General features: G+C 54.5%; 11 protein-coding genes and 1 tRNA gene. 2 read left to right on the top strand and 10 right to left on the bottom strand.

Translation table 11 applies throughout. The annotated features are described in order from the left end of the window. Positions 1-26: 26 nt before the first annotated feature. From BISA_RS04135 to BISA_RS04120, 4 genes are all read right to left on the bottom strand, one after another. Positions 27-929, bottom strand: coding sequence for a Nif3-like dinuclear metal center hexameric protein (locus tag BISA_RS04135; protein WP_033890383.1), 903 nt, complete (start codon positions 927-929; stop codon positions 27-29). A gap of 36 nt (positions 930-965) precedes the next feature. Further along, the gene (gene polA, locus BISA_RS04130) at positions 966-3,854 is read right to left on the bottom strand and encodes a DNA polymerase I (RefSeq protein WP_033890382.1); all 2,889 of its coding nucleotides are present in this window, start codon (positions 3,852-3,854) and stop codon (positions 966-968) included. Beyond that, the gene (locus BISA_RS04125) at positions 3,844-4,632 is read right to left on the bottom strand and encodes an ANTAR domain-containing response regulator (RefSeq protein ID WP_033890381.1); all 789 of its coding nucleotides are present in this window, start codon (positions 4,630-4,632) and stop codon (positions 3,844-3,846) included. The genes polA and BISA_RS04125 overlap by 11 nt, the downstream gene beginning before the upstream one ends. A 73-nt stretch (positions 4,633-4,705) precedes the next feature. Continuing rightward, positions 4,706-4,779: transfer RNA gene (locus BISA_RS04120), tRNA-Leu, on the bottom strand. Positions 4,780-5,030: 251 nt separating this feature from the next. Here BISA_RS04120 and BISA_RS04115 point away from each other — a divergent pair. Continuing rightward, a complete protein-coding gene (locus BISA_RS04115) occupies positions 5,031-5,627 on the top strand; it encodes an NUDIX domain-containing protein (RefSeq protein WP_033890380.1) in 597 nt (198 codons plus the stop codon). A gap of 137 nt (positions 5,628-5,764) precedes the next feature. Here the strand turns inward: BISA_RS04115 and pyk are convergent, their stop codons facing one another. The 6 genes from pyk to BISA_RS04085 form a co-directional block, all read right to left on the bottom strand. Beyond that, positions 5,765-7,207 (bottom strand): pyruvate kinase, encoded by a 1,443-nt coding sequence (pyk, locus tag BISA_RS04110; protein WP_033890379.1) that lies wholly within the window; start codon positions 7,205-7,207, stop codon positions 5,765-5,767. A 166-nt stretch (positions 7,208-7,373) separates the two neighbouring features. Next, complete coding sequence (locus BISA_RS04105) at positions 7,374-8,360, bottom strand: TerC family protein (protein ID WP_033890378.1); 987 nt, start codon at positions 8,358-8,360, stop codon at positions 7,374-7,376. A 256-nt stretch (positions 8,361-8,616) separates the two neighbouring features. Next, positions 8,617-10,728: an excinuclease ABC subunit UvrB gene (gene uvrB, locus BISA_RS04100; protein ID WP_033890377.1), complete on the bottom strand. Its 2,112-nt coding sequence runs from the start codon at positions 10,726-10,728 to the stop codon at positions 8,617-8,619. A gap of 315 nt (positions 10,729-11,043) precedes the next feature. Then, positions 11,044-11,661, bottom strand: a complete 618-nt coding sequence (coaE, locus tag BISA_RS04095; RefSeq protein ID WP_033890375.1) for a dephospho-CoA kinase — start codon at positions 11,659-11,661, stop codon at positions 11,044-11,046. Between the two features lie 72 nt (positions 11,662-11,733). After that, positions 11,734-13,209, bottom strand: a complete 1,476-nt coding sequence (gene rpsA, locus BISA_RS04090; protein WP_033890373.1) for a 30S ribosomal protein S1 — start codon at positions 13,207-13,209, stop codon at positions 11,734-11,736. 114 nt (positions 13,210-13,323) lie between these two features. Further along, complete coding sequence (locus BISA_RS04085) at positions 13,324-14,208, bottom strand: bifunctional methylenetetrahydrofolate dehydrogenase/methenyltetrahydrofolate cyclohydrolase (protein ID WP_033890372.1); 885 nt, start codon at positions 14,206-14,208, stop codon at positions 13,324-13,326. Positions 14,209-14,304: 96 nt separating this feature from the next. On the opposite strand from BISA_RS04085, the gene BISA_RS04080 reads away from it, so the two are divergent. Continuing rightward, on the top strand, positions 14,305-15,600 hold the full coding sequence (locus BISA_RS04080; protein ID WP_033890371.1) for a metal ABC transporter solute-binding protein, Zn/Mn family: 1,296 nt from the start codon (positions 14,305-14,307) through the stop codon (positions 15,598-15,600). Positions 15,601-15,616 lie beyond the last annotated feature (16 nt).

Below are 15,616 nucleotides of genomic sequence, written 5' to 3'. Positions count from 1 at the left end.
CATACTACTGTAGCTGCTCAAATCGGTTATTCGGTAATGCTCAGTGCCCACGGATCGGTTGTGTCATGGAACCATTCAACACTTACCTGCTCGCCGGTAGCTTTCTCAATAGCTTGCGGAACATCATCCAGCGCATAGTTAAACCACATGGATTCAATGGCCGCATGCGGCGTGTTAATAAGATATGGCCTGGTCTGCGCACTCCCCTGCCCCAGTTGAATGCCTTGGGCGCGCATTCTGGCTTCGTAGCGAGCCTGTTCGATGGCATCCGTGGTCGGATGATGCCTCAAATCACTGGTGACGTACACATCCGCACCAGATGCACGTACCTCGTCGAATAACGAGTCCCCCGATCCCGGCAGGACCGCCACGCTACGAACTTCCGCGTCCAAATCGCCGCACACCTGAACGCCCAGCTTGGTTGCCATGCCATGTTCGGATACTTCAGTGAATACGCGCTGAGCGAAATCTCGTAAGGTCATCGGTTCCGGCAATACACCGATTCGTCCCAATCCAACCGCATGCTCCGATTGATCGTCTTGGAGTGGCACCAATGGACGCTGCTGTTCGAGCCCAAAATAATCGGCGGCGGCTTGGCCCACACCGCGCCATGCCGAATCCGCATTCGTATGGCCTACCCATAATCCGCAACCGTGATTGTAGAGCCTGCGAACAATATCGCCACGGAATCCAAGCCCACCCACTTCGTGCACCGAACGGAAAAACAGCGGGTGATGAGTGATAAGCAAGTCAGCGCCAGCCGCAATGGCCTTGTCCACGATGGCTGAAGTCGGGTCCGCAGCAAACACAATGCGGTGTACATCATGGCTGAGATCGCCAACGATCAGTCCTGGTTCATCCCATTGTTCGGCATAGCGAAGCGGATACAGTGTTTCAAGAACGTCAATGACTTGCTTGAGATTCGGCATACCGATTATTGTAACCGACCGATTATCATCCACCTGTCAGTGCGCGGCAAGCTGCCAGTCTGCACCAATGCCGCACGACACATCCAGCGGCACGGCAAGATTCACAGCATGCTCCATAGCGTTCTTCACCAGTTCGGTAACCTGCTCGGCTTCTCCCGGCGCGATTTCCACCACAAGTTCGTCATGAATCTGCAGAATGATACGGCTGCGCACATGCGCATCCTTCAGCGCCTGATCGGCACGAATCATCGCAATCTTCATAATATCCGCGGCAGAACCCTGAATCGGCGCATTCAATGCAGCTCGCTCGGCGGCATCACGAGCCACCCTGTTCACCGAGCGCAATGCCGGGAAGTAGCGGCGCCTACCGAACATCGTTTCGGTATAGCCTTGCTCACGAGCCGAGGAAACCAGTGATTCAAGGTAATCATGCACTTTGCCGAACGTATCAAAATATCGATTCTTCAGTGCTTCAGCCTCGCGCGGAGCAATCTTGAGCTGCTGCGCCAAACCAAACGTGCTCAAACCGTACGCCAAGCCATAGCTCATTGCCTTCACATGGGAACGCTGGTCGCCGGTAATCTGCTCAACCGGCAGTTTATAGACCATCGAAGCCACATACTTATGGAAATCAGCTCCGGAGCGGAAAGCCTCAATCAGCGCCTCATCTCCAGACAAATCAGCCATGATGCGCAGCTCGACCTGTGAATAATCACAGCTCATCAACGCCTCATAGCCTTCGCCCGGCACGAAAACGCCACGGATTTCACGGCCTGCAGCATTGCGATTGGGAATGTTCTGCAGGTTGGGATCCACCGAGCTCAAACGACCAGTAGCGGCAACCGTCTGCTCGAACGTGGTATGAATACGCACATCAGCGGGATTGACCGAGTCAATCAGCGTTTGCACAATCTGCTTGAGCTTATTGGTTTCACGGTGGCGCAGCAGCGCTCCGAGGAACCCATTGGCTCGCTCATTATCCACGGATTTGATATACAAATCCTGCAATGCGGAAGCATTCGTGGTGTACGAGCCTGATTTGGTGCGCTTGGTGGGCTTTAGACCCATGTCTTCAAACAGTACTTTTTGCAACTGCTTGGGACTTTGCAGATTAATCTCAGAGCCGGCATGTTTCCACGCCTCCTCTTGGGCGAAGCGAGCATCCGCAGCGAATTGATCCCTCATATTCGTCAAGCGGGAAAGATCGACTTTGGCGCCGAGATGCTCCATGCCATAAAGTACCTGGGAAACCGGTAATTCGATGGCTCGCATCAGCCAATACTGCTTACGTGAATCCAGTACAGGGCCCAAGGTCAACGCGAGCGAACGAATCACGGCAAGGTCACGCATACGCTGTTCGTCAGGATGCTCTTCCGGCTGTTCCTCATCAAAGTCAAGCGTGCCTTGGGTTGGCTGTTCCGCCTGATCGAAATGAAGATCCAGGAAATGTTCGGCCGCTTGTTGCAAATCATCAGCATGGAAATCTGGCTGGCTGATGTATCCGGCAAGTTTGGTATCGAACATGGGCAGATCCATGTTGAGTCCGACTTGCTTGAGGATGTGCAGCAGTTCCTTGTATCCATGAACGATGATGCACCCATGCTGTGAATCCAAGAATTCCTGTAATTCCTGAACCAGTTCCGAATTCAGCGCAGCGTCAGCCGGCGTGTTGACGATGGCTGCCGAATCACTAGCGGCAATAGCCAACGCCTGACTGGTCGATCGACCCGGACGGGCGCTCCCCCACGCATGCAGCGTCCATGCGTGTGCCACGGCATTACCGCACGTAATACTGCGATCAGCTGATTCTGAATAATCCGAAGCCCTGAAATCAGCGATATCGTCAGGCACATTGATTGTCGCCTGATGTGCTGCAATCCAATCACGAAGCTGCTGGGTCGATTCGATGACCACCGCATCCGGAATCTGCAATGCAGTATCATCATCGGCCTCAGTATCTGCATCATCAGTGGACGTGGAGGTGGCCGTTGACGTGGCTACCGTACTGCCAGCGTTAAAGGTCTTCAGCACACGGCTTTTGGTGCGCACGCCAAATTCAAGTTCCTTGAACAGTTCATCGACTTGTTTGGTGTCAACGGCGCCGAAGCCCAAATCATCAAGGCTGATGCCCAGGTCGACATCTCTCACCAACGCATTGACTTTGCGGTTGAGCTTCACCTGATCGATGTTGGCGCGCAGGGCTTCGCCCTTCTTACCGCCGATTTCATCAGCGTGTTCGCAAATGCCTTCCAGTGAACCATACTGATTAATCCACTTGGCGGCGAACCCATCGCCCACGCCCGGCACTCCGGGAATATTATCCGCGGTTTCGCCACGCAAGGCCGCCAGATCAGGGTATTGAGCTGGAGTGACCTTGTATTTATCCACGATGGATTGTGGGGTCATATGCTTCAAATCTTTGAAGTGATGCCCCGGGTACAGTACCGTGACATTGTCATCCACCAGCTGGAACGCGTCGCGATCGCCAGACAGCACCAGCGTATGGTAGCCGGCTTTGTCTCCCATAGTGGCAAGCGTGGCAATAATATCGTCACCCTCAAAACCAGGCTTTTCAATATAGGTGACACCCAAAGCCTTCAGCATGCGCTGAATAAGCGGCAGCTGGGTAAGCAGCTCCTCAGGAGCGGCCTCACGCGTGCCCTTATACTGCGGCAGCATCGTGTTGCGGAAGGTACCGCCCTTAACATCAAACGCAACGCCAAGACGAGTTGGCTGTTCCGCGGTGATGACCTGCGACAGCATGGAGGCGAATCCCCATACCGCGTTGGTGGCCTGACCCTCAGAAGTGCTGAAATTCTCTACTGGAAGCGCAAAAAAAGCGCGGAAAGCCAGCGAATGACCATCTACTACAAGCAGTGTATCGTTGGCTGCCGCGCTTACAGGCGCTTGAGCGTCAGCGCTCATCAGCGTTCGAAGGCTTCGGATCGCCGTACTTGGCGATGATAGCCAGGGCCAGACGCTTCTTCGGAATGCGCTGATCCATAGAGGTCTTCTGAATCCAGCGGAAGGCTCCCTGCTCGGAGAAGTCCGCCTTGTCCATCAGCAGGCCCTTGGCGCGATCGACCAACTTACGCTCTTCCAGCGTATCCTCGGCCTTCTTGAGCTTCTCTTCGGTTTCCTTCAGCTGATCAGTGGTTTCACGCAGCTTCTGCTCGCTACGCTCTACGTTGTCCAGCAGGTCGTTGATTTCAGCGAAACGGCCCATAGCCACTTCAAGCGTCGGCAGAAGCTTGGATTCCTCGTACGGCTTGGTGACATACGCCATAGCGCCGGCACCGGTTGCCTTCTTCACCAGATCAGTCTGGGAGAAAGCAGTAAGCATTACCACTGGAGCGATGTTTTCATCGCAGATGATGCCGGCTGCGGCGATGCCATCCATGCGCGGCATCTTAACGTCCATGCACACAACATCTGGGCGGAACTTACGAGTCAGCTCAACAGCTTCCTCACCATTTGCAGCCTGACCCACTACTTCATAGCCGTTATCTTCCAACATGGCGACCAAATCCATGCGGTTCACGGCTTCATCTTCAGCCACGACTACAGTACGAGGAGCGTCAGAAGGCTTTTCCTTACGTTCTGCAGGAGCTTCATCGCCAGCGGCTGCAGCCCTCAGTTCCTCATCGGTAAGCACCTCATCCATATCGATGCTTGGTTCTTCAGACCTCTTCCTTGCAGCCATGCCAACCTCTTTTCTGTGAGATTTACTTGCTAGGGAAATATGAATTACTTCTCAGTAATAACCATATTAAGGGTGCCCTCGGTGGGACTCGAACCCACACTGCGCAGATTTTGAGGCTGCTTCCTCTACCAATTGGGATACGAGGGCGTGCTCAAAGCACTCTTCGAGAGATTAGCATATCAATTCGACCTATGCGGCCAAGACACGCATATTTCTTGATATTTTCTTTCCTTCAACCTTGGGCAACAGCCGGTAAACCTTTGAAAAATCAGGCATGATGGCTGGTGGAAAAACTTTGCATGACATGTTATTGCTTGCGTGTGTTGCCCCAAACAATCTGAAATCTCTCGGCATACAATAAGCGTAGTTTCGATGTATTACCTTGGTGAGGAGGGGTTATGAGCAACGAAACATATCGTCAATTTGACCCGTGGCGCACGGCTCCAGTGAAGGAAACGGGACGTCAGCAAATCGTTGAGACGCATTATTTCAATATCGATCATGTGTCTTATGAGTCAGCCAATGGTAAGACGTTCGACCGTTACTGCATTCAAGACAACAGCGGAGATACAGTTGCCGTACTTGCCTTGACCGATGACGGCAAAATTCCGCTCGTGGAACAGTACCGTGTGGCCAACCACCGTTGGACTTTGGAGATTCCTGGCGGTCATGCCGCTGATTCTGAGCGCCCGCTTGAGGCTGCTCAGCGTAAGCTTGCCGAGGAAGGCGGCTATGAGGCGGCTAAATTCACGCAATTCGCGCGATTCCTGAATACGCCGAGCTATTCCACCCAGCACACGTCATTGTTCTTTGCCACTGGTCTTTCGCCGGCTTCTCGTCAGTCGATCGGGCCTGAGACGCCGCGTTCGCAGGTTCGTCTGGTGACCGTTGATGAAGCGTATGAAATGATTCTCAACGGAACGATTGTGGACGCTAAGACGATTATTGCTGTGCTGCGTCTGAAGTGCGGCAACTTTGATCATCTGAATGATTGAATTGACATGTGATTGATCGCGATGGAATGCGATTAATCACACTAACTACAAAATATTTGAAGTACAGAGAAGCCCCATCCATATGGATGGGGCTTCTGCTATCTACAACGCGTTATGCGTAGCTTGGCTGACGGAAATCAGTCGCAAGCGCCAACGGTGTGGACGTAGATGGAGTCGGTGCGGCCCGGCTGGTGATCGCCCTGAGCGGAGCTCAGGATGACAATCTTGTCGCCGTCAACAACCTTGCCGGCATCCTTGAGGACCTTGTCGGTGAAGATCATGAGGTCCTTGCGGGACTTGTCGTGGTAGTCTTCCTCGGTCAGGAAGGCTTCGGTGCCCCAGGACAGAGCCAGCCAGTGGTAGGTGTGCTCGTTGTTGGTGATGCCGTAGATCGGGGCGGCCGGACGCTCGCGGGAAACGCGGTGCACGGTGGAACCGGTCTGGGTGTAGGCGACGATGGCCTTGGCGTTGAGCTTGTCGGCCAGGTCAACGGCAGCGGAGGAAACAGCGCCGGTGGAGGACATATCCAGATTCTTGAGCTCCGGGATACGGTCGAAGCCGTGATCGGTGGCGTAGCCGGAGATACGGGACATGGTGTCCACGGTGACGGCCGGGTACTTACCAACAGCGGTCTCGTTGGAGGTCATGGTGGCGTCGGCGCCGTCGAGGACAGCGTTGGCGCAGTCGGAAGCCTCTGCACGGGTCGGGACCGGGTTGTTCACCATAGAGCCGAGAACCTCGGTAGCCACGATGACCGGCTTGGCGTACTGGCGAGCCAGCTCGATGATGCGCTTGGTGGCCAGCGGGACCTCTTCCAGCGGGCACTCAACGGCCATATCGCCACGAGCAGCCATCACGCCATCGAAGGTCTTGACGATGTCTTCGAGGTTCTCCAGAGCCTGCGGCTTCTCGATCTTGGCAACAATCGGGATGCGGCGGCCTTCCTCGTCCATGATCTCGTGAGCGCGGTCGATATCGGTGGCGAAGCGCACGAAGGACATAGCGATGATGTCGGCACCGGTGCGGATGGCCCAACGCAGGTCGGCCTCATCCTTCTCGGTCAGAGCCGGCAGGGAGACGGCAACGCCCGGCAGGTTGATGCCCTTGTGGGAGGACACGGGGCCAGCCACAACAACCTTGGTGTGCACGTTGTTGCCCTCGACCTTGGTGACCTCGAGACGGACCTTGCCGTCATCGATCAGGATCGGATCGCCCGGGTGGCAATCGCCCGGCAGGCCCTTGAAGGTGGTGGAGGTGATGTGCTCGTCGCCCTCGATGTCATCGGTGGTGATGATGAATTCCTGGCCGAGCTGGAGCTGAACCTTGTCCTCGCCCTCAGCGTTCTTCTTGAACCAACCGCAGCGAATCTTCGGGCCCTGCAGATCAACGAGAGCGGCGACGTTGCGACCGGTTTCCTTGCTGGCCTTGCGGACGTTGTTGTAGACGCGGAGGTGATCCTCAGGAGTGCCGTGGGAGCGGTTCAGACGAGCAACGTCCATACCAGCTTCAACGAGCTTGAGGAGGTTGTCGTAATCCTCGGTAGCGGGACCGATGGTGTCTACGATCTTGGCTTTACGCATGAATGCCTGCCTATCTTTTCTTTGTTGGTTCGAGGCTTGAAGCCTCACTTGCCGTGCAATAGTCTACTAGCGCTCACCGACGCATGACAAGTTTTTTACTCGGTGTGTTGTGAGCGCTCACATTGTTCTGCCCATTGGGTTTCGAGGAGATAAATTCCTCGTGAAATCAGGCCTTTTCGACCTTTTCCATACTCTTCATCTTGATAATGGAGGCAATGGCTGCACCACCAATTGCCACCACAATCACAGCCAAAGACAGCCATGTCGGAATTTCCGGAACCCAGTGCACGCCTTCGCCACCGTTAATGAACGGCAGCGTATTGCCGTGCAGAGCTTCCATCACAAGCTTGATGCCGATGAAGCCCAAGACAATGGAAAGACCAGCCGGCAGGTACACAAGCTTGTCCAGCAAGGCACCCAACAGGAAGTACAGCTGCTGCAAACCGAGCAGAGCGAACACATTAGAGGTGAAAACCAGGAACGGATCCTTGGTCAAACCGAAGATGGCCGGAATGGAATCGAATGCGAACATCACATCAGTGGTGCCGATGGTCAGGAACACAATGAGCATCGGGGTCCAGTAGCGTACGCCGTTACGCGTGGTGCGCAATTTCTCACCATCGTATTCATCAGTGATCTTGATGACCTTGCGCAACGTACGAATCAAACCATTCTCATGGTATTCCTCGTCTTCATCACCGCCGACGACCAGTTTGATGGCGGTGTAAATCAGGAATGCTCCGAAGATAAAGAACACCCACGTAAAGCGGGAAATCAAGGCGGCGCCAATCAGAATAAACAGGCCGCGGAAAATCAGTGCGATAGTAATGCCGACCGACAGCACATACTTCTGAATCTTCTTCGGCACTGCAAAATTCGACATGATGATGACGAACACAAACAGGTTGTCAATCGACAGTGAATATTCAGTCAGCCATCCGGAATAGAACTCGATGGCGGGCTTAGATCCGGCGAAATACCAGATGCAGCCGCCGAAGATCAGCGCCATGACCACAAAGAACGCGATATGCTGCACGCATTCCTTGGTGGACGGCACATGCGGTCGTCGACCGATGATGAACAGGTCGACGATGAAGAACAGCGCGAGCACCACAAACGTGGCGATTTCAAATGCAAGAGGGGTTTCTGCCATGATTCCCTACCCTAACTTATGTAGTTGACGGCCATTAACCGCCGGCTGGCAGGGATGTGCGTATCTCGACACACTCAAGGCCGTTCGGCCTCGTTTCGACGTGTGCTCGCAAAGCTTAGCACACGCCTGCGCTGCTTACGGTCGAGATACACACATCCCTGCCAGCCGTCTACGCATATCGAAAACACAATCACTTATTCGCTTCCGCGTCTTGTGCGACGCTCGCGACGCTGCCGCTGCTCGCTGCTACGGAAGCTCACTTATTCGCTTCCGTCATTTGACGGAGTTCTTTTTTGAGGTCGCGAATTTCGTCGCGTAGGCGGGCGGCGAGCTCGAATTGAAGTTGTTCGGCGGCGGTATGCATCTGTTCGGAAAGTTGGCGGATGAGATCCGCGAGATCCTGGGCCGGCAATCCAGCCTTGAGAATCTCCTCATGGCGCTTGTCGGCTTCCTCAGGGTTCATAGTCGGCACGCCAAGATGGGTGTTGCCGGCCTTGCCGGCGTTTCGATAGCCGCCTTCAAGCAGGGTCTGCGTGTCCACATCCTCCTTGGCGAGCATATCGTTGACGTCGCTGATTTTTTTAATCAGTGGTTTCGGGTCGATGCCATGCTCCTTGTTGTAGGCAATCTGCTTGGCCCGGCGTCGATCGGTCTCATCAATGGCCTTGCGCATGGCCTCAGTGGTTTCGTCGGCGTACATGATCACCGTGCCGGACACATTTCGTGCGGCACGTCCGATGGTCTGAATCAGTGAACGATACGAGCGCAGGAAACCTTCTTTATCAGCATCCAGAATGGCGACTAACGAGACTTCCGGCAAATCAAGGCCTTCTCGCAGCAGGTTGATGCCAACAATCACATCGATCTTGCCTTCGCGCAGCATACGCAATAGCTCCACTCGACGCAGCGTATCCACATCGGAGTGCAGATACTCGACCTTAATGCCGCGTTCCAGCAGATAATCGGTGAGGTCCTCTGCCATTTTCTTGGTGAGCGTGGTGACCAGCGCACGCTCATTCTTGGCTACGCGAGCCTTGATCTCACCGAGCAGGTCATCAATCTGCCCTTCCACCGGTCGCACATCAATCTGCGGATCAAGCAGACCGGTAGGGCGTATAATCTGCTCCACTACCCCATCGGAAAGCCCCAGTTCATAGTCACCAGGAGTTGCGGAGAGGTACACGGTTTGGCCGACTCGTTGCAAGAATTCCGGCCATTTAAGCGGACGGTTATCCATAGCGGATGGCAAACGGAATCCATGTTCCACCAGCGTGCGCTTACGCGACGCGTCACCCTCATACATCGCACCAATCTGCGGAACGGTCACATGAGACTCATCAATAACCAGCAGGAAGTCATCAGGGAAGAAATCCAGTAGCGTATGCGGAGGAGTGCCAGGCGCACGACCGTCGAAATGCCTTGAATAATTCTCGACTCCAGAGCACACACCCACCTGAGTGAGCATCTCCAAATCATAGGTGGTGCGCATGTTAAGGCGCTGCGTCTCCAGCTCCTTGCCTTGCTTGTGCAGTTCGGCAAGACGCTCATCCAATTCTTCGCGAATGGTTTTGAGCGCGCGCTCCATGCGGGCCGGGCCTGCCACGTAATGCGAGGCCGGGAAAATATGCACTTCGTTTTCTTCAGCTATCTCGTCGCCGGTCAGCGGATGCAGGGTGGAAATGCGATCGATCTCATCACCGAAGAATTCGATGCGAACCGCAAGCTCCTCATAGACAGGAATGATTTCCACCGTATCGCCTCGCACGCGGAACGTACCACGGGTGAAGGCGATATCATTGCGCTTATACTGCATGGCCACGAATTGGCGCAGCAGATCATCACGATTGATCTCCTGCCCCACTTTAAGCAGCAACATGCGGCCGGCGTATTCTTCCGGAGTACCCAAACCGTAGATGCAGGAGACCGTGGCCACCACCACGCAGTCTCGGCGGGTCAGCAGGTTTGCGGTTGCCTGATGGCGCAGGCGCTCCACGTCATCGTTGATGTTGGAGTCTTTTTCGATATAGGTGTCGGTTTGCGGAATGTAAGCTTCCGGCTGATAGTAGTCGTAATAGGAAACGAAGTAGCTGACGGCGTTATCCGGCATCAGCTCACGGAACTCCGCGCACAATTGCGCGGCGAGCGTCTTATTGGGTTCAATAATCAGCGTCGGGCGTTGCAGCCGCTCGATCAGCCATGCGGTCGTGGCGGTTTTGCCGGTACCGGTGGCACCCATCAGCACTACATCGTTCTCACCGTTTTCGATGCGTTCGGCCAGTTCTTCGATGGCCTGAGGCTGATCACCGGCTGGCTTGTACGGTGATTTGACGACGAAAGGCTTATTGGCGCGCTCGATATTGAATCCCATGCGGCCATCATAAGCACTGTAGGTTTTCCAACACAAAATGTAGGGAATCCAACGTTGACTGTAGGTTTTTGAACACTGACTGTAGGATTTTCAACAACGACTGTAGGTTTCTGAACGGATTCTGTTCAAAAACCTACAGTTAACGTCCAAAAACCTACAGCCAGCGTTAAGTCTCCTACAGTCAGTGTTGAAAAACCTACAGTCATAACAGTCATAGGTAGGAAAACCATCTTATAGAGGTTCCAGAGGTCCCCTTATCGGAGGTTCATCTCCTTATTGAGGAACACCTCTCCTTTATCAAGTTTGTCTTATGAATTATTGGATTTGCTCTAGCAGGCGCCGGTATATTCCGTCCACCTGATCCATCATTCGGCTCATCGGCTGAGCCGAGTCGATGATTATATCCGCAATTGCCCGACGTTCAGCTTCACTGGACTGATGACGGATACGCCCCTCCGCCTGTTCCAAGCTCATGCCACGCTCCTCAATCATGCGGTCAAGTCGCACACACACCGGCGCTTCCACGGTAATAATATGGTCGAAGCTGAAGGGAATGCTGTTGATGACTTCAGCAAGCAGCGGTACATCATGAATGATGATGTCTGAAGAGGTACAGGTCTGCTCTTGCTGGGCAGCAAGCTGATAAATCAGCGGATGCTCGATGGCATCCAACCGTTCCCGTGCGTCTGGCTTGGCGTGAGCGCCGAAAACATGGTCAGCCATCCAAGCACGATTCAACGTACCGTCAGCCAGCAATGCTTCCGGTCCAAAAACCTCGGATATTTTGGCAAGAGCCTCTCCCCCGGGCTCAACAATCCGATGCGCCAATGCATCATAGTCAATGATTACCGCTCCCAGTTCGGCAAAGCGCGCTGAAACCGTGCTTTTGCCTGCTGCGATGCCACCTGTCAGTCCAATTCTCATAATGGCCATGCTAATACGAGAAAACCCGGCCCATATGGACCGGGTTTTCATTACGCACTAAGCGCTAGCGTTGCGGCAAACTCACTTGCCGAGCAGCTGGTCGCGCAGAGCGGCGAGCTGATCGGAATCAGCGAGGGTACCGGTAGCCGGAGCAGCGGAAGAGTAGTTGGAGGTCTCCTCGACCGGCTTCTCTTCCTTCTGGCCCTGGCCGTCGGCAGCAGCGGACTCGGCTGCATTGGCCAGTTCCTTGGCGACGAACTCCTTGTGCTCTTCCCACAGTTCGTGAGCGGCAGCGTACTGGGATTCCCATTCCTCGCGCTGCTTCTCGTAACCAGCGATCCACTCGTTGGTGTTCGGGTCGAAGCCTTCGGGGTACTTGTAGTTGCCCTGCTCGTCGTACTCGGCCGGCATGCCGTAGATAGCCGGATCGAAGTCCTCGGAAGCCGGGTCAACGGAGTCGTTGGCCTGCTTGAGGGACAGGGAGATGCGACGACGATCGAGATCGACGTCGATCACCTTGACGAACACGGTCTCGCCCGGCTTGACAACGGTCTCCGGGTTCTCGACGTGACGGTTGGCGAGCTCGGAGATGTGCACCAGGCCCTCGATGCCGTCTTCGACGGAGATGAAGACACCGAACTGAACGATCTTGGTGACCTTGCCCTTGACAATCTGGCCAGGAACGTGGGTGCGAGCGAAGCGCTGCCACGGATCTTCCTGGGTAGCCTTGAGGGACAGGGAGATGCGTTCGCGATCGAGATCGACGTCGAGCACCTCAACGGTGACCTTGTCGCCGACCTTGACAACCTCGGACGGGTGATCGATGTGCTTCCAAGACAGCTCGGAAACGTGGATCAGGCCGTCAACACCACCCAGGTCAACGAAGGCGCCGAAGTTGACGATGGAGGACACAACGCCCTCACGGATCTGGCCCTTCTTGAGCTGGGAGAGGAAGGTCTCACGGACTTCGGACTGGGTCTCCTCGAGGTACTGGCGACGGGAGAGGACCACGTTGTTGCGGTTCTTGTCGAGCTCGAGGATCTTGGCCTTGATCTTCTGACCGATGTACGGGGAGAGATCGCGGACACGACGCATTTCGACGAGGGAAGCCGGCAGGAAGCCACGCAGACCGATGTCGACGATGAGGCCGCCCTTGACAGCTTCAATGACGGTGCCCTCAACCACGCCGTCAGCTTCCTTGATCTTCTCGATGTCGCCCCAAGCACGCTCGTACTGAGCACGCTTCTTGGAGAGAATCAGTCGGCCTTCCTTGTCTTCCTTGGTGACGACAAGGGCTTCAATCTGGTCGCCGACCTCGACGACTTCGTCAGGATCAACGTCCTTCTTGATGGAAAGTTCGCGGGAAGGAATCACACCTTCGGTCTTGTAGCCGATGTCCAGGAGAACTTCGTCGTGATCGATCTTAACGACGGTGCCCTCAACCAGATCACCATCGTCGAAGTTCTTGATGGTGGAATCGACTGCCTTGATGAAGTCCTCTTCAGTGCCGATGTCGTTGATGGCAACCTTGGTGACTTCAGTGTTGTTCTCTGCCATGTAAATATATGGTTTCTAATAGTGGATGGATAATTACTCGATATTCAGTTATGCTTGTACACCCTTTCAGGCATACAAGCATTCAGAATACATAGAGCTATAGCCAAGAAACCGCTACTTATTCATAGCGTGTCGTTCGGCCATTTCCACTACGTTGGCGAGCAGCATGGCGCGGGTCATAGGGCCAACGCCTCCGGGATTGGGCGTGTAGGCGGAAGCCTTGTCATAGCAGGCTTTGTCAACGTCACCCTTGATGCGGTAGCGACCAGCCTCCTCATCGAAGACGCGGCTGACGCCAACATCGACCAGCACCGCACCTTCCTTGATTTTGTCCGGAGTGACAAAGCCAGCCGAACCCATAGCGGCAACAATCACATCGGCACGACGCATATGATCTGCCACATCCTTGGTGCCGGTATGGCACAGAGTCACGGTGGCGTTCACGGCATTGCGGGTCAGCATCAGACCAATCGTGCGGCCGATGGTGATGCCGCGGCCAAGCACGCAGACTTCCTTGCCATTCAAATCAATGTCGTAAGCCTTAAGCAATTCGATGACACCGCGCGGCGTGCAGGGCAGCGGCGTAGAGATATCCCCACGCACATGCAACACCAGCTCGCCGAGATTGTACGGATGCATGCCGTCAGCATCCTTGGCGGGGTCGATGAGATCAATGATGGCGTTCTGATCAATACCCTTAGGCAATGGCAGCTGAACAATGAAACCATTGCATGCCGGATCTTCATTGAGGTCCTTAACCGCTGCTGCAATATCTTCAAAGGTAGCGGTGGCAGGAAGTTCCTTCTTGACTGAATTAATGCCGATCTCCTGGCAGTCGGCATGTTTGCCGGCTACGTATTTCACTGACCCCGGGTCCTCTCCCACCAGCAGCGTGCCCAAACCCGGCACTATACCCTGCGCCTTGAGACGCTCAACGCGTTCAGCGAGATCAGCCTTGATGTCGGCAGCGACCTTCTTGCCGTCGATTCTTGTAGCCATCGAAGCCCTTCCTTGCATGTTTCGGGAACAGTATCGAAACTGTAGACTATCGTTGAAATAAGTCAGGTATGTATCTCACGATGAAGAAGGCTTGCCATGAGGACTCGATTTGCACGACTTACGCGTTTCGCCGCTGCTTCGATCAGTGCAATGATGCTGCTTGCAACGGCCGCCTGCGGGTCCCAAACATCTTCGGAACAGCCTTCTACCAATACCGATAGCACCGCTAAGCAACAAACAGATCCGATCACTGTTGTTTCTTCCTTGAATCAGTGGGGTTCGCTGGCTGCGGAATTGGGCGGTGATGATGTGAAGGTCACTTCTATTGTGAATTCCACGAATGTGGATGCGCATGACTTCGAGCCGAAGACGTCGGATGTGGCCAAACTCGCCAAAGCGCAAATCGTGGTAGCCAATGGTGCCGGCTATGATTCTTGGGCCACCAAGTCTTTGGGCAAAACTTCGAATCTGGTGTCTGCGGCATCAGTGGTTGGTGCTATGGAAGGCGACAATCCTCATCTGTGGTTCTCCAAAGATGCTCGCTCCGGCATGGCGGAAGCTATTACCGAAGCATATATTAAAGCGTTGCCCAGCAAGAAGAAGGATTTTCAGGAACGGCTGAAAACATGGCAGCAGGGTGAAAAATCCTTGGAAAAGTGGACCGGTGACTTCACCAAGAATCATTCCAAGCTCACCTATGCGGCCACCGAGCCGGTTGCCTATTATCTGATGGCCGATCTTGGTTTTGACGACTCCACTCCTAAGGGCTATTCGCAGTCCGTGGCTTCCGGAGGCGAGGTGGCACCCGCCGATTTGCAGTCGTTCCAGGAACTCATTGAAGATCGCGATGTGGATGTGCTGGTCAACAATACGCAGGAAGCCAGTGACGCCACGAATATGATTACCGGCACTGCGGGCCGTTCCGATGTGCCTGTGGTGGATGTTTCCGAGCAGATGCCATCAGATGCCACTTCGCTGAACTCGTGGATCAATCAGCTGGTCAACACGATTATCGATGCCGTCGATCCTACATATGGTTGCGATGCAGACGCTGATGATGATGCAGACTCCACTGACGCTGATAGCAACAGTTCCAATGATGACAGCAACAGCGATGCTGACTCGAGCGATACCGGCGCAACCGACGGAACCAATACCGACGACGCTGCCAACAGCGGAGCCACCGGCGACGAACAATCGAGCCAGTCGGATAATTCTTCGGAGCAAAGCTCCACCGAGGAGAACAAAACCCCGAATTTCATTCGCGAATGCAAGGCCTCCGCCAAGAACAATTCGACCACCACCGCTGGCCAGACCTCATCCGATAGTTCAACCAGCACTGAGGATGATTCCGCGCCATCCAATGCCGGCCAAACCGACCCCGGTAAGTAATCCTGCAGGACGGACA

Origin of the sequence: Bifidobacterium saguini DSM 23967, assembly GCF_000741715.1 — a bacterium.
In the GTDB taxonomy this organism is placed as follows: Bacteria; Actinomycetota; Actinomycetes; order Actinomycetales; family Bifidobacteriaceae; genus Bifidobacterium; species Bifidobacterium saguini.
This window is presented reverse-complemented; position numbering and strand designations above follow the sequence as displayed.

What these genes read in the sequence shown, in the direction of transcription:
- BISA_RS04080 (WP_033890371.1), top strand. Translation starts at nt 14,305, where the DNA reads ATGAGGACTCGATTTGCACGACTTACGCGTTTCGCCGCTGCTTCGATC.
- rpsA (WP_033890373.1), bottom strand. Translation starts at nt 13,209, where the DNA reads ATGGCAGAGAACAACACTGAAGTCACCAAGGTTGCCATCAACGACATC.
- BISA_RS04135 (WP_033890383.1), bottom strand. Translation starts at nt 929, where the DNA reads ATGCCGAATCTCAAGCAAGTCATTGACGTTCTTGAAACACTGTATCCG.
- uvrB (WP_033890377.1), bottom strand. Translation starts at nt 10,728, where the DNA reads ATGGGATTCAATATCGAGCGCGCCAATAAGCCTTTCGTCGTCAAATCA.
- BISA_RS04105 (WP_033890378.1), bottom strand. Translation starts at nt 8,360, where the DNA reads ATGGCAGAAACCCCTCTTGCATTTGAAATCGCCACGTTTGTGGTGCTC.
- coaE (WP_033890375.1), bottom strand. Translation starts at nt 11,661, where the DNA reads ATGGCCATTATGAGAATTGGACTGACAGGTGGCATCGCAGCAGGCAAA.
- BISA_RS04125 (WP_033890381.1), bottom strand. Translation starts at nt 4,632, where the DNA reads ATGGCTGCAAGGAAGAGGTCTGAAGAACCAAGCATCGATATGGATGAG.
- BISA_RS04115 (WP_033890380.1), top strand. Translation starts at nt 5,031, where the DNA reads ATGAGCAACGAAACATATCGTCAATTTGACCCGTGGCGCACGGCTCCA.
- pyk (WP_033890379.1), bottom strand. Translation starts at nt 7,207, where the DNA reads ATGCGTAAAGCCAAGATCGTAGACACCATCGGTCCCGCTACCGAGGAT.
- polA (WP_033890382.1), bottom strand. Translation starts at nt 3,854, where the DNA reads ATGAGCGCTGACGCTCAAGCGCCTGTAAGCGCGGCAGCCAACGATACA.
- BISA_RS04085 (WP_033890372.1), bottom strand. Translation starts at nt 14,208, where the DNA reads ATGGCTACAAGAATCGACGGCAAGAAGGTCGCTGCCGACATCAAGGCT.